This window comes from Lacticaseibacillus absianus (assembly GCF_013407595.1).
Classification (GTDB): domain Bacteria; phylum Bacillota; class Bacilli; order Lactobacillales; family Lactobacillaceae; genus Lacticaseibacillus; species Lacticaseibacillus absianus.
Map to the genome: position 1 here is coordinate 566,945 of NZ_JABEKX010000002.1, position 13,614 is coordinate 580,558.

Here is a 13,614-nt window from a genome sequence, read left to right on the forward strand (position 1 = left end):
TTTTATGTCAGACATACGATCCGAATTGGAGATCCGCCCCGTTACCCCGGCCAACCTCGAGCAGTTCAACGACCTGCTCACCTACGTGTTTCAGGTGACCGCGAAGGACGTGGAGGAATCCGGCTATGATGAAGGGGAGCTCGAACGGGCCAAGCGCCCGGTCTTGGAGAAGTCCGATGTGATCGGCTGGTTCCACGGCGACGAGCTGATCTCGCAGCTGGCGATCTACCCGTGCCGCGTCAATATTCACGGGACGCTTTATGATATGGCAGGGCTGACTGGCGTCGGGACCTACCCTGAGTATGCCGGTCACGGCCTGATGCATGACCTGGTCAAACTGGGGTTGTCGCACATGCGTGAGCACCGGCAGTGGATCTCCTACCTTTATCCGTACGCCATTCCGTTTTACCGCAAAAAAGGCTGGGAGATCATGTCCGATCACCTGACCTTCGATGTGCGCGATACGCAGTTGCCTAAGGCCAATGCGGACATGCCGGGGCACGTGGAGCGCCTGGAGATCGACGATCCGGATGTGATCGAGACTTACGACCGCTTCGCGCTGCACAACCACGGGGCAATGATCCGCAACCAGCTGAACTGGGACGAGTATTGGCGGTGGGAGAATGAAGAGGAGCGGACTGCCGGCGTCTATTACGACGACCACGACATTCCGCAAGGCTACGTCCTGTACTGGATCGCCAACGAGGTCTTCCACATCAAAGAGATGGTTTACAACACGCAGGAGGCCCGCATCGGGCTGTGGAACTTCGTCGCCGCACACTTCTCGATGGTCGAGCACGTCCGCGGCAATATCTACAAGAACGAGCCGCTGCACTTCCTGCTCGATGATGGGGACATCAACCAGACCATTCACCCGTACTACATGGCGCGGATCGTCGATGTCGCGGAATTTCTCAGGCACTACCCGTTCGTTGAGCCGACCGGTGCGCTGCACTTCATCGTCAGCGACCCCTTGGCCAGCTGGAATAATGGCACCTTCGGCCTGTGGTGGGACGAAGCGGGCCTGCACGTGACCGAACGGCCGGTCGGTGAGGCGGTACGACTGGACATTCAGACGCTCACCACCATGATGATGAGCTACCGCCGCCCGTCCTACTTGGCGAAGATCGAGCGCTTGCAGGCTTCTAAGAAGGCCGTTAAGTTGCTGGAAAACCTGATCCCGATGGATGAGCCGTACTTCTCGGATTACTTCTGACCCAAAAAAGCAGTCGCGACTTGGTCGCGACTGCTTTTTTGGTGGTGGTATCAGTCCAGTTTGATCCAGAACTTCTGCTTGGTCACGTTGAACTCCAGTTGAAAGGCCCGTGTGCCCATCTCTTCGCCGTCCATCTGGCCATACTCGAGGGAGTTGGTCTCAACGCGCAAGTGGCTCGACTTGAAGTGGTGCACCGCTTTGTACTTCATGTGCTTGCCGCGGATCAGCTCGAGCAGCAGGAACAGGAAATAAAAGACGTTGAGATTCTCGACGACGATCAAGTCCAGCTCACCGTCTGTCGGGGTCGCGGTCGGCAGGATCCGCACGCCGCCGCCGAAGTAGGGGTGGTTCGTCGTCGTGCAGAGAAAAGCCCGCTGGATGATCTCGTATTGGCCGTCGACATGGACCGTCACGGGGAACGGCTTGCGTGAGAAGAAGACATTCACGACCCCAAACATGTACGCGAGGCTGCCGAGGTGGAGGCGGTTCAACAGCTTCTTGTAGCTACTACGGTTGGCGGCTGCGACCGCAGCGGCGTCGAAGCCAACGCCGACATTATTGACGAAGAAGCCAGATTCGTGCCGGGTGGCCTCTGTGTACTGGCCGATGTCGAGGGTGATCGGGGCCGTCGCCGCGAGGATCTGGTCGAGTGCCGCCATCGGGTCCTGCGGCATCCCGATCCCGCGGGCAAAATCGTTGCCGGAGCCCGCCGGGATGTAGGCGACGGGCAGCTCCTGCTGCTTCGTCTCGCGCAGGCCGGTGATCGCTTGGTTCAGCGTCCCGTCGCCGCCGATCACCATCAGGACGGCGTGGTCATGGGTGTTGAAGCTACCGATCTGACGGGCGAGCTGGACGGCGTGGCCAGAATAGCGGCTGACGCGGATCTCATAGGGGAGCTGCCGGTCATCGAGGACTTGCCGCACCGCCTTAAAGGTCGCCACCGAGGTGCCAGACCCCGCGGCGGGATTGAAGATGATGTAGAAAAAAACAGCGGCCATGCGCTTACCCCTTCCGATTTTTCACTAAGTTTGATTATACCGGGCGAGATTCCAGAAAACAACTTGGAACTGTGGCGAGTCGCACTTTTTGGTTCTGATGACCAAAAACCCCCGCTGCGGCTTTGCAGCGGGGGCGTGGCTCACAGGGTGATCAGCATAGGCAGGATCACCGGGTGGCGTTCGGTCTTATCGAACAAGAATTCTTGCAGGTTCGCGGTGATCGCGTCCTTCAGCATCCCCTCGGTGACCTTCTCGTTTTGCTTGAAGGTGGCCTTGATCGTGCGGTAGACGCGCCGCTGGGCCTGGTTGATCAGCTCGCCGGATTCACGCATATAGATGAAGCCGCGTGACAGCAAGTCTGGTCCGGCCAGCACGGCCTGCTTCTGCATGTTGATCGTCGCCACGACCACGACGAGCCCTTCTTCGGACAGGAGGCGCCGGTCGCGGATCACCGCGTTGCCGATGTCGCCAATGCCAGAGCCGTCGATGTAGACATCCGCGGCGGGGAAGTGACCGGCGCGGCGCGCCGTGTCCTTGCCCAAGGCGAGGACGTCCCCATTATCCATGATGAAGCAATGGTCTTCGGGAATGTGACACTCCTGGGCCAGCTCGGTGTGGATTTTCAGCATCCGGTACTCCCCGTGGATCGGCATGAAGAACTTCGGCTTCATCAGCCGCAGCATCAGCTTCTGCTCTTCCTGCCCACCGTGACCGGAGGTGTGGATGTTGTTGACCTTGCCGTGGATGACCTCGGCGCCCGCTTCCTCCAGCGAGTTGATCACGTGGTTGACACTGACCGTGTTGCCAGGGATCGGGTTGGAGGAGAAGATCACCGTATCGCCAGGCTGGATCGAGATCTGCCGGTGGGTCCCGTTGGCGATGCGCGATAGCGCCGCCATCGGTTCGCCTTGCGAGCCCGTGCAGAGGATCATGACCTCGTTGGCGGGGATCTTGTTGAGCGCGTGGGCGTCGATCAAGACGTCATCTGGGATGTCGAGGTAGCCGAGTTCGCGGCCGTTGACCATCGCCGTTTCCATCGACCGGCCGAAGACGGCGATCTTGCGGCCGTGGTCCATCGCGGCTTGGGCGGCCTGTGCGATCCGGCTGATGTTGGACGCGAAGGTCGCGAAGATGATCCGGCCTTCGATCCCATCGAAGAGGTGGCGGATCGAGTGGCCGACGAAGCGCTCGGACTTCGTAAAATTCGGGACCTCGGCGTTCGTCGAGTCGCTCATCAAGAGCAAGACGCCTTCATCACCCAGGCGTGCCATCTTCTGCAAGTTCGGGGACGGCTGATCGCCGACTGGCGTCAGGTCGAACTTGTAATCCCCGGTCTCGACGATCACGCCTTGGGGGGTGTGGATCGCGACCCCAAGGGTATCTGGGATACTGTGCGTGGTGCGGAAGAAGTCGACCCAGACCTTGCTGAAGCTCAGGACGGCGTCTTCTTTGAGTTCGTGCAACTCAGTGGTGCGCAGCAGGCCGTGTTCTTCCAGCTTGCCGCGGATCAGCGCCGCCGCCAGCGGTGGGGCGTAGACCGGGACGTTCGGGACCTGCTTCAGGAAGTAGGGGATCCCACCGATGTGGTCTTCGTGCCCGTGTGTGATCACCAGCGCGCGGATCTTGTCTTGGTTTTGTTGCAGGTAAGAGTAATCGGAAATCACGTAATCGATCCCAAGCAGATCATCTTCCGGGAACTTGATCCCGGCATCGATGACGATGATCTCGTCTTGGAATTGAACCCCGTACATGTTTTTACCGATCTCACCCAGCCCGCCGATCGCGAAAACGGCGGTTTCGTTATTCTTGACATTGAGTTTCATCTAGATCAAAACTCCGTCAGTTCGAAGCCAGGCGCTTGCTTCTCGAAGTCCAAGAAGTTTCCGCTCAGCTCCTGAACGAATTCGATGTTGTAAGGCGTGTGGTCTTCGACCAGGGCCCGGGCTGCGGCCGCAGAATCCGCTTCGAGGTAAAGCGTCTGGGTCGTCTCCCGCTTCGGGTTGCGCACCTTATCGGGTTGGTACAATACTTTGTAGATCATTGTTGCTACTCCTTTCAGTCTACGCAAAGAAACGCCCCAACGCGGGGTGTCGCCTTGCGATTTACCGGTCGTTTGTCGAGCGTACTCAACAGTTATGACCAGTTTATCATACTTGGCAAGGGGATGCCACGCCGCCCGTGCCGGTATCGCGCGGGCGGTCCGATGCGTTATACTGGACCCAAAGCCTTGACCAAGAAAGGATGTGGCGAGATGTGGTGGTGGCTCAGCATACTGATCGTGGGACTCGGTGTGGCCGGTGTCTTGTTGTGGCGGGCGGTTCACCGACGCCAGGCGCTGCGGGGGTACATCGCGCAGGCCCAGCGGATCACCGATAGCGCCGTGGCTGGTGCGCTTCGACAACTTGGCTGGGCGGCGAGCGTGGCGTCCGAGCCGGTCGCCGATGTCTGGGGCCATGGGATCTTGGCGTTCGAGTATGAGGTGGCTGAGCCGGCAGACGGCACCGTCACCGCGCTCAACGCGGCGTTGGTCGCGGTCGCCACGGCGACGGGGCAGCAGGGCGTGGATCCGCAGACGCCCGCGTTCGTCGTCACCGACTACTGGCGGCGGGACGGGCAGCTACACTTTGATGTCGCCTTTGTCACCAATGCGGTCACCGCTGAGTACGTCGCCGATGTTGCGCGTGTCTGATCGATGCAGGTAAAAAAGTCGAACACCCGCGCTTCAGACTTGTGTCTGCACACGTTATGCGGTAGGCTAAAGGCTGATTTTATGAAAAATTAGTGACTGGAGTATCTCATGCGCAAATTATGGAGCAATTATAAAGAAACGTTTCTGCTGCTGGGCGGCGTGATCATCGGTGGGATCGTCGGTGCCGTCGTCGGGCCCAAGGCGAGCGTCTTACAGCCGTTCGGGGAACTCTTCCTCAACTTGATGTACATGATCTTGATCCCGCTGATCTTCTTTTCGATCACCAGTGCGATCGGGTCGATGGGGAACAAGGCCCGGCTGGGAAAGATCCTTGGCTCAACGGTCGCCGTCTTCCTGTTCACCGCAGCCGTCGCGACGTTGATCGGCTACATTGGGGTGCGGCTGTTCCCGCTGATCCAGACCGGGGACGTCGACAGCCTTAAGGCGATGATGGGCAACGTGAAGGCCGAGCAATCGGACATCCCGGTCCTGCAGCGGTTAGTCGAGCTGTTCACCGTGGATGACTTCACCAAGCTGTTGTCGAAGTCGAACATGATGGCGATGATCGTCTTCTCCCTGTTCGTCGGCATCGCGACGTCAGCGAGCGGCGACAAAGGGGATTTCTTCCGCCGCTTCCTGCAATCCGGGAACGCCGTTGTACTCAAGGTGGTCAACTACATCATGAAGTATGCCCCGATCGGGCTGGCCTGCTACTTCGCCAGCGTCGTCGGGAGCCTCGGCAGTCAGATCGTGGGCGGTTACCTGCGGGCCTTCGTGCTCTACCTCGTTTTGACCGTGATCTACTTCTTCGGCGTCTTGACGCTGTACGCGTTCATGGCGGGCGGCCGCGAAAGTGTCCGAAACTACTGGCGGCATGTGACCGTTCCGGCGATCACGGCGATCGCGACCAGCTCCTCGGCCGCCTCGATCCCGGCGAACCTGACGGCGGCCAAGGCGATGGGGCTCTCCGACGACATTGTCGACACGGTGATTCCGCTGGGGGCTAACATCCACAAAGACGGTTCCGCGATCGGCGGGGTCTTCAAAGTGGCCTTCTTGTTCCTGCTATTCGGCCGCGACATCACGGATCCGATGAACATCCTCTTGATCATTGCCGGCGGGTTCTTCGTCGGCGCGGTGATGGGGGCAGTCCCGGTCGGCGGCATGATCGCCGAGACGCTGATCGTCACGATGTTCGGCTTCCCGACCAACGCGATCCCGCTGATCTTGGTGATCTCGACGATCATCGACGTGCCGGCGACGCTACTGAATTCGACGGGGAACCTCGCCGCGTCCATGGTCGTTTCGCGCCTAGTCGAGGGCCGCAAACAGACGCACCAATGAGACCCAACAGCCCGCTTGCGGGCTGTTTTTTTGGGGCCAAGGGGCACAAAAAACGCCCCACGCAACGCGTGAGGCGAATGGGTCAGTCGATCAAGATCCCTTGAGGATCCATGTGGAACGGTTGCTGCTTGTCGATGTGATCATAAAACAGGATCCCGTTGAGGTGGTCGATCTCGTGTTGGCACACGATCGCCGGGTAGTTCTTGAGCCGGACCTTCTTGGTCTCGCCGTCGAGGTTCTGGTAGCGGATCGTGATCCGGTCATGGCGGACGACGTAGCCGGGCACGTCCTTGTCCACGCTCAGGCACCCTTCGCCCTCAGACAGCGCGGCCTCTTGGACACTGTGGCTGATGATCTTCGGGTTGATGAGCACTTCCTTGAACAGAATGGCGTCATCGGGACCCGGGACCAAGACGGCGGCCATTGCCTCGCCGACGCCCACTTGAGGGGCGGCTAGTCCGACACCGGGGCGCAGCTTGTACTTCTCGTTGGCGTCCTCGTCTTGGCTGATCACGAGGTACTCCATCATGTCGTGGGCGAGTTGCCGGTCTGCATCGGATAACGGGAACTCGACTGGCTGCGCGACCTGGCGCAGAACGGGCTCGCCGTCGCGGGTAATGTCTTTCATTAAATACACGTGCGTGACCTCCATATCATGGTTTCTAATCCACTTTACCACACCTCGGCGGAACAAAAAAGTCAATCTGCAAGCTCTCACCTTGACAGCAGGAGATAGATTGCGTATGATATAAGAGTAATCTAAATACGGTGCTTTCCGTTAGGTGAGGCTCCTATACGAACAATGTTGCTGCTCAGAAACATCCAGAGATGCCAATGAGTCAACTGCGCTTGTCTACAAAGGCCTGCGCTAATGCAACTGAAGTCCGCTTCTAGGCGTATAGTGCTAAAACTAAACGATTGGGATGCAGTAATCGCGCGCATACCCGATTGGTGCGCGCTTTTTTACGCGCAACGGCGAGTGAAGGAAGGGTGGTGAGTGCATGAAACAAACAGCGATCGATGGTGGTAGTCCGGATAACGCAGATCCCGGAAGGTTTGAGCATGTGCCACCACTTAATCTAAATTAAATTCGGCACGTCTCTAGCCTCTCTGGGAAGAGAGGAGACAGACGATGATGCAAGTACGCAGTGGCTTGACCGGGATTCAGGTCAAGCAAAAGCAATTCACACAGCGGCACGCGGCGCGCATCTTGGCACCAGCGTTTCAGCTACAGCCGGTCCTCCTGTTGGGCGCGGGCCTCGGGTTCTTATCCGACGCCTGGTTCAACGCTGCGTGGCTCGGCTTCGCACTGGCGACGCTGATCTTTGGCGCGAGCATGGCGGTCCATGCCGCCTTCAAGCGCTGGCTGATGCAGTTCAACGCCCCTCAGTCGGTGCTGGTCGTTCGCGACGGGCTACTTCGGGCGATCGACGCGCAGGCACTGGTCGCCGGCGACCTCGTTCAGGTCCGTGCTGGCCAGCTTTTGCCCGTTGATGTGCTGACGGACGCAGCGACTGTCACAACGAGTTGGTTGCGCGTGGTGCTGGCGCTGACCGGTCGGCAGGTGCCGACCGGCGTAGCGCTGGCAGGGAGCCGGGTGTTGCACGATGCGCGCGTCGAAGTGCTCGCGATCGCAGACAACCGCTTCATCGCGACGGACGCCCAGACGCTGTTCGCCGCACCGGTGCTGACTCGCCCGACGTTGGCGGCTGGCCTGGGGATGCTCCGCGCAGCGGCGCTCACCTGGTTCAGTCAAGTGCAGACCCAGGTCCTTCGCCAGCACACCGCCCGGCCGCTGCTCGCGACCGCGCTGGTGCCAGTACGGCGCCTGATCGCCACCCCAACGACACAGGTGCGTCGTGCCCTGGTTGCTCCGATGCGACATTCGGCCAAAGAAGCCGCATTCCGTTACAACCAGGACCCCGTCTCGTGGCTCTGGGCCTAATTGACAGACACTTGAGATTGAACGCCTCGACACGCGTCGAGGCGTTTTTGCGTGGTTGAGCCATACCGAGCGTTACCTATGTGTACTAATTCACAATTCAATCTGTTTCTTTTGGTCCGTGAATGCTTTCACAGGCTTGATTAAGGCATTTATACTTTTTGCCCTTAGCGGGTGAAACGCTTGCATTCGCGCTTTCGTGATGTTAAAGTCATATTGTAAAGGGCTGAACTAATACAGTTCCTAAAAAATCAGAACACAGACACACGAAAAGGGGTTCCAACTATGGCAAACCAGCAAGCAGTTGATTTTGATCAGTTGTTGCGCAATCAGGCGAAGGACTTCCCGACAGTGCAGATCCTTGATGAGGTCGGTGAGGTCGTGAACGCCGACTTGATGCCGGATCTGTCTGACGATGAACTGGTCGAACTGATGACACAGATGGTCTGGGCGCGCGTGCTCGACCAGCGCGCAACGGCCCTCAACCGCCAGGGCCGCCTGGGCTTTTGGGCACCGACGAGCGGCGAAGAGGCGTCTCAACTCGCCAGCAACTTTGCGATGCAGTCATCAGACTGGCTCCTCGGTGGCTACCGCGACATTCCGCAGCTCATCCAACACGGGCTGAGCGTTGCTGACGTGTTTCTCTGGTCACGGGGGCACGTCAAGGGCAATGAGTACCCGGCTGAGTTGCACGCGTTGCCGCCACAGATCATCATCGGGGCCCAGTACGTGCAGACGGCGGGCGTCGCCCTGGGGCTGAAGAAGAACAACAGCACCGAAGTCGCCTGGACCTACACCGGCGATGGCGGGACGTCTCAGGGCGACTTCTACGAAGGGGTCAACTTCGCAGGGGCGTTCAAGGCGCCGGCGATCTTCGTCGTGCAGAACAACAAGTACGCGATCTCCGTGCCGCGTGAGAAGCAGACCGCAGCGGAGACGCTGGCCCAAAAGGCGGTCGCGATGGGGATCCCGGGGATCCAGGTCGATGGGATGGACCCGCTGGCCGTCTACGAGGTGATGAAGGAGGCGCGGGCGTATGCCGCGGCTGGCAACGGACCGGTCCTGATCGAGACGTTGACCTATCGCTACGGGCCTCACACCCTGTCTGGGGACGACCCGACGCGCTACCGCAGCAAGGAGACCGACGACATCTGGCAAAAGCGCGACCCGCTGATCCGGATGCGGAACTTCCTGACCGCCAAAGGCTTGTGGTCGCAGGCGCAAGAAGACGCGTTGATCGAGCAGACCAAGGCAGACATCAAGGCGGCGATCACTGAGGCCGACCAGGCACCGAAGCAGAAGGTCTCTGAATTCTTGCAGAACACTTACGAGGTGGCACCGCAAAACGTGGCCGAGCAGATCGCCCAGTACCAAGCAAAGGAGGCCAAGTGAGATGGCTCAAAAAACAATGATCCAAGCGATCACGAATGCGTTGGACTTAGAACTCGCGGCCGATCCGAAGACGCTGGTATTCGGTGAAGACGTCGGTCAAAACGGCGGGGTGTTCCGCGCCACTGACGGGTTGCAGCTCAAGCACGGTGAGGACCGCGTGTTCGACACGCCGCTGGCCGAATCCGGTATCGGTGGCCTAGCGATCGGGTTGGCTTTGACCGGCTGGCGGCCGATTCCGGAGATCCAGTTTTACGGGTTCATTTTTGAAGTGATGGACAGCATCGGTGGGCAGATGTCGCGCATGCGCTACCGCATGGGTAATACGCGGGAGATGCCGATCACGATCCGCGCACCGTTCGGTGGTGGCGTGCACACGCCTGAGATGCACTCAGATAATTTCGAGGGCCTTGTCGCGCAATTCCCAGGGATGCGCGTGGTTGTCCCGAGCAATCCGTATGATGCCAAGGGACTCTTGATCAGCGCGATCCGCAGCAATGACCCAGTCTTGTACCTGGAACACATGAAACTGTACCGTTCCTTCCGCGATGAAGTGCCCGATGAGGCCTACACGGTCCCATTGGATGAAGCCGCAGTCGCTCGCCCGGGACGCGACGTCTCGATCATCACCTATGGCGCGATGGTGCGCGAATCGCTGAAGGCGGCCGACGTCCTGGCCAAAGACGGCATCGAGGTCGAAGTGATCGACCTGCGCACGATTGCCCCGCTGGATGTGAAAACGATCATCGCCTCGGTCGAAAAGACGCACCGGGCGGTCGTCGTTCAAGAAGCCCAGCGCATGGCTGGCGTGGCCAGCACCGTGATCGCCGAGATCTCCGAGCGTGCGATCCTGTCACTGGAGGCCCCAATCGGACGAGTGGCGGCCCCGGATACCCCGTTCCCATTCGGCGAGGCCGAGACGACTTGGCTGCCGAATGCGAAGGACGTTGAAGCCAAGGTCCGCGAGATTGTGGCGTTCTAAGAAGGAGAAACAGACATGGCATATGAATTCAAATTACCGGACATCGGTGAAGGTATCGCGGAAGGTGAGATCGTCAAGTGGCACGTTGCCCCAGGCGATACGATCAACGAAGACGACACCCTATTGGAAGTCCAAAACGACAAGAGCGTCGAGGAGATCCCGTCGCCGGTGACCGGCAAGGTCCTTTCGCTCCTGGTCCCTGAAGGCACGGTCGCCACTGTCGGCCAGCCGTTGGTTCAGATCGACGACGGGACCGGGGCGCCTACTGCCCCAGCCGCGACGCCTGCTCCAGCGACCGCGGCGGCACCGGCTGCCGGCGGGGTCTACCAATTCAAGCTTCCGGAGCTCGGCGAAGGACTCGCGGAAGGCGAGATCGTCAAGTGGCACGTCGCGGCAGGAGACCAGATCGCTGAAGACGAGACGTTGCTGGAAGTCCAAAGTGATAAGAGCGTCGAGGAGATCCCGTCACCGGTCAGCGGCACAGTCCTCCAGGTGCTCGTTCCTGAGGGTCAGGTCGCCACCGTCGGTGAAGTGCTCGTCGAGATGGACGCACCAGGCCACAACGAGGCCGCACCGGCGGCGCCAACCTCAGCAGCCCCCGTCGCACCAGTCGCGGCTGCGCCGGCGGCACCAGCGGCGGTTGCGGTGCCGAGCGCACCAGTCGACCCGGACCGTGAGATCTTAGCGATGCCATCGGTGCGTCAGTACGCCCGGACCCAGGGCGTCGACCTGACCCAAGTGCCAGGCACCGGCAAGCGTGGGCGGATCACGCGGGCGGACATCGATGCCTTCAAGGCAGGCGGTGCACCAGTTGCGGCCGCGCCGATCGCGCCGGCCGCCGATCGACCGGCGCCAGCCCAGCCTGCTGCACCGGTCGCACCAGCGGCGGCCCAACCGCTGCCGGCGTACAAGCCTGCGCCTGAAGAGGCAGAATACGAGACCCGCGAGAAGATGACCCCGACGCGTAAGGCGATCGCCAAGGCGATGCTGGCCAGCAAAGCGACGAGTCCGCATGTCACGAGTTTTGACGAGGTGGAAGTCTCCAAGCTGATGACGCACCGCAAGCAGTACAAGGAAGTCGCGGCGGATCGTGGGATCAAACTGACCTTCCTGCCGTACATCGTCAAGGCGCTGGTCACAGTGCTGCGTGACTTCCCGGCGCTGAACGCATCGATCGACAACAGCAGCGACGAGATCGTCTATAAGCATTACTTCAACGTCGGGATCGCCACGGACACGCCGCATGGTCTGTACGTGCCTGTGATCAAGAACGCCGACAGCAAGTCTGTCTTTGCGATCGCCCGTGAGATCAGCGAAAACGCGCAAAAGGCGGTGGACGGCAAGCTCAAGCCGGCCGAGATGCGCGGTGGCTCGATGACGATCAGTAATGTCGGCAGTATCGGTGGCGGCTGGTTCACGCCTGTCATCAACCAGCCGGAAGTGGCGATCCTCGGCGTCGGCAAGATCGCCAAGGAGCCGGTGGTCAATGCGGCCGGTGAGCTCGTGGTCGGCAACATGTTGAAGCTGTCGATGAGCTACGACCACCGCTTGATCGATGGCGCACTGGCACAACGTGCGCTGAATGAACTGAAGACACTGCTCGCAGATCCGGATCTGCTGTTGATGGAGGGATAAGCATGGTTGTTGGCGATTTTGCAATTGATTTGGACACCGTTGTGATCGGGGCGGGCCCCGGCGGCTACGTGGCGGCGATCCGCGCTGCACAGCTGGGCCAGAAGGTCACAGTGATCGAGAATACCTTCATCGGCGGGGTCTGCTTGAACGTCGGCTGTATCCCCTCCAAGGCACTGATCAACGCCGGGCACGCGCTGCAGGAGGCTAAGGGCGGGAGCGTCTTTGGTGTCCAGAGCAACGGGGCGACGCTGGATTTTGCCAAGACGCAGGACTGGAAGCAACACCAAGTCGTCGAGCGCCTGACCGGCGGGGTCGGCATGCTGTTCAAGAAGCATAAGATCGACGTCGTCTGGGGCACGGCCTTCTTGAAGGACGACCACAGCCTGCGCGTGATGCAAAAAGACTCCGCGCAGACGTATACGTTCAACAACCTGATCATTGCGACCGGTTCGCGGCCGATCGAGATCAAGGGCTTCAAGTTCGGCCAGCGGGTGCTCGATTCCACCGGCGGCCTGAATCTGCCCGAAGTGCCGAAGGAATTCGTCATCATCGGCGGCGGGTACGTCGGTTCCGAGCTGGCGAGCGCCTACGCGAACCTTGGCGCCCATGTGACGATCCTTGAAGGGACGCCGAGCATCTTGCCGAACTTCGAAAAAGACATGGTGCAGCTGGTCACGAAGTCCTTCAAGGCGCGCGGGGTCGACGTGATCACCGGCGCGATGGCCAAGACCGCCGAAGAGCACGACACCGGCGTGACCGTCACCTATACCGTTGACGGTCAGGACCACACCCTTGAAGCGGATGACGTGATGGTCACCGTTGGGCGCCGACCGAACACGGACAACCTGGGACTGGACATTGTCGGGGTCGAGACGACGGACCGGGGGTTGATCAAGGTCGACAACCAAGGGCGCACCAGCGTGCCAAACATCTACGCGATCGGTGACATCGTGCCAGGGGCCGCCTTGGCGCACAAGGCGAGCTACGAGGGCAAGGTCGCGGCTGCGGCGATCGCTGGCCAGCCGGATATCATCGACTACAAGGCGATGCCAGCGGTCTGCTTCACCGATCCGGAGCTCGCCTCAGTGGGCCTGACTCAGGCGCAAGCCGAGGACCAGGGGATTAAGGCGAAGGCCGCGAAGTTCCCATTTGCGGCCAACGGTCGGGCGATCTCGCTGGCGCAGACGGACGGCTTCGTGCGCCTCGTGACCAATCCCGCGGGGACGATCATCGGCGCGCAAGTGGCCGGCCCAGGCGCGTCCGACCTGATCTCGGAGCTGAGTGTTGCCGTGGAGTCGGGGCTGAATGCCGAGGACCTCGCGCTAACGATCCACCCGCACCCGACGCTGGGTGAGGCGATCATGGACGGTGCCGAGCTCGCATTGGGGATGCCGGTGAACCTGTAACTGAAGACAGTGC

At 60.3% G+C, this 13,614-nt stretch carries 12 protein-coding genes and 1 riboswitch; of the genes, 8 read left to right on the plus strand and 4 right to left on the minus strand.

The genetic code is table 11. The features are described from left to right. Window positions 1-4 precede the first annotated feature (4 nt). Window positions 5-1,216, plus strand: a complete 1,212-nt coding sequence (locus HII33_RS08075) for a GNAT family N-acetyltransferase (protein ID WP_179395293.1) — start codon at window positions 5-7, stop codon at window positions 1,214-1,216. Between the two features lie 50 nt (window positions 1,217-1,266). Here HII33_RS08075 and HII33_RS08080 read toward each other — a convergent pair whose 3' ends face one another. The 3 genes from HII33_RS08080 to HII33_RS08090 form a co-directional block, all read right to left on the minus strand. After that, a complete protein-coding gene (locus HII33_RS08080; RefSeq protein ID WP_179395294.1) occupies window positions 1,267-2,214 on the minus strand; it encodes a diacylglycerol/lipid kinase family protein in 948 nt (315 codons plus the stop codon). Between the two features lie 140 nt (window positions 2,215-2,354). Then, window positions 2,355-4,037, minus strand: coding sequence for a ribonuclease J1 (rnjA, locus tag HII33_RS08085; protein WP_179395295.1), 1,683 nt, complete (start codon window positions 4,035-4,037; stop codon window positions 2,355-2,357). Between the two features lie 5 nt (window positions 4,038-4,042). Then, window positions 4,043-4,255, minus strand: coding sequence for a DNA-directed RNA polymerase subunit epsilon (locus tag HII33_RS08090; RefSeq protein ID WP_179395296.1), 213 nt, complete (start codon window positions 4,253-4,255; stop codon window positions 4,043-4,045). Window positions 4,256-4,465: 210 nt separating this feature from the next. On the opposite strand from HII33_RS08090, the gene HII33_RS08095 reads away from it, so the two are divergent. Both HII33_RS08095 and HII33_RS08100 read left to right on the plus strand, forming a co-directional pair. Beyond that, entirely contained in the window at window positions 4,466-4,903 is a 438-nt protein-coding gene (locus tag HII33_RS08095) for a hypothetical protein (RefSeq protein WP_179395297.1), read from the plus strand. 108 nt (window positions 4,904-5,011) lie between these two features. Further along, window positions 5,012-6,247 carry a dicarboxylate/amino acid:cation symporter gene (locus HII33_RS08100; protein WP_179395298.1) on the plus strand — a complete coding sequence of 412 codons (1,236 nt, stop codon included), beginning with the start codon at window positions 5,012-5,014 and terminating at the stop codon, window positions 6,245-6,247. Between the two features lie 82 nt (window positions 6,248-6,329). Here the strand turns inward: HII33_RS08100 and def are convergent, their stop codons facing one another. Continuing rightward, window positions 6,330-6,884 carry a peptide deformylase gene (gene def / locus HII33_RS08105; protein ID WP_179395299.1) on the minus strand — a complete coding sequence of 185 codons (555 nt, stop codon included), beginning with the start codon at window positions 6,882-6,884 and terminating at the stop codon, window positions 6,330-6,332. A 130-nt stretch (window positions 6,885-7,014) separates the two neighbouring features. Further along, a riboswitch (M-box (ykoK) riboswitch) is annotated at window positions 7,015-7,177 on the plus strand. 202 nt (window positions 7,178-7,379) lie between these two features. Between def and HII33_RS08110 the strand changes: the two genes are divergently transcribed. The 5 genes from HII33_RS08110 to lpdA all read left to right on the plus strand — a co-directional run bounded on the left by HII33_RS08110 (window position 7,380) and on the right by lpdA (window position 13,601). Next, window positions 7,380-8,192 (plus strand): P-type ATPase actuator domain-containing protein, encoded by an 813-nt coding sequence (locus tag HII33_RS08110; RefSeq protein WP_179395300.1) that lies wholly within the window; start codon window positions 7,380-7,382, stop codon window positions 8,190-8,192. A gap of 282 nt (window positions 8,193-8,474) precedes the next feature. Then, a complete protein-coding gene (gene pdhA, locus HII33_RS08115; protein WP_179395301.1) occupies window positions 8,475-9,581 on the plus strand; it encodes a pyruvate dehydrogenase (acetyl-transferring) E1 component subunit alpha in 1,107 nt (368 codons plus the stop codon). A gap of 1 nt (window position 9,582) precedes the next feature. After that, window positions 9,583-10,560: an alpha-ketoacid dehydrogenase subunit beta gene (locus HII33_RS08120; RefSeq protein WP_179395302.1), complete on the plus strand. Its 978-nt coding sequence runs from the start codon at window positions 9,583-9,585 to the stop codon at window positions 10,558-10,560. Between the two features lie 15 nt (window positions 10,561-10,575). Beyond that, complete coding sequence (locus tag HII33_RS08125) at window positions 10,576-12,195, plus strand: dihydrolipoyllysine-residue acetyltransferase (protein ID WP_179395303.1); 1,620 nt, start codon at window positions 10,576-10,578, stop codon at window positions 12,193-12,195. A gap of 2 nt (window positions 12,196-12,197) precedes the next feature. After that, window positions 12,198-13,601, plus strand: a complete 1,404-nt coding sequence (gene lpdA / locus HII33_RS08130) for a dihydrolipoyl dehydrogenase (RefSeq protein WP_179395304.1) — start codon at window positions 12,198-12,200, stop codon at window positions 13,599-13,601. Window positions 13,602-13,614: the final 13 nt, after the last annotated feature.

What these genes read in the sequence shown, in the direction of transcription:
- HII33_RS08075 (WP_179395293.1), top strand. Translation starts at nt 5, where the DNA reads ATGTCAGACATACGATCCGAATTGGAGATCCGCCCCGTTACCCCGGCC.
- HII33_RS08080 (WP_179395294.1), bottom strand. Translation starts at nt 2,214, where the DNA reads ATGGCCGCTGTTTTTTTCTACATCATCTTCAATCCCGCCGCGGGGTCT.
- rnjA (WP_179395295.1), bottom strand. Translation starts at nt 4,037, where the DNA reads ATGAAACTCAATGTCAAGAATAACGAAACCGCCGTTTTCGCGATCGGC.
- HII33_RS08090 (WP_179395296.1), bottom strand. Translation starts at nt 4,255, where the DNA reads ATGATCTACAAAGTATTGTACCAACCCGATAAGGTGCGCAACCCGAAG.
- HII33_RS08095 (WP_179395297.1), top strand. Translation starts at nt 4,466, where the DNA reads ATGTGGTGGTGGCTCAGCATACTGATCGTGGGACTCGGTGTGGCCGGT.
- HII33_RS08100 (WP_179395298.1), top strand. Translation starts at nt 5,012, where the DNA reads ATGCGCAAATTATGGAGCAATTATAAAGAAACGTTTCTGCTGCTGGGC.
- HII33_RS08110 (WP_179395300.1), top strand. Translation starts at nt 7,380, where the DNA reads ATGATGCAAGTACGCAGTGGCTTGACCGGGATTCAGGTCAAGCAAAAG.
- pdhA (WP_179395301.1), top strand. Translation starts at nt 8,475, where the DNA reads ATGGCAAACCAGCAAGCAGTTGATTTTGATCAGTTGTTGCGCAATCAG.
- HII33_RS08120 (WP_179395302.1), top strand. Translation starts at nt 9,583, where the DNA reads ATGGCTCAAAAAACAATGATCCAAGCGATCACGAATGCGTTGGACTTA.
- HII33_RS08125 (WP_179395303.1), top strand. Translation starts at nt 10,576, where the DNA reads ATGGCATATGAATTCAAATTACCGGACATCGGTGAAGGTATCGCGGAA.
- lpdA (WP_179395304.1), top strand. Translation starts at nt 12,198, where the DNA reads ATGGTTGTTGGCGATTTTGCAATTGATTTGGACACCGTTGTGATCGGG.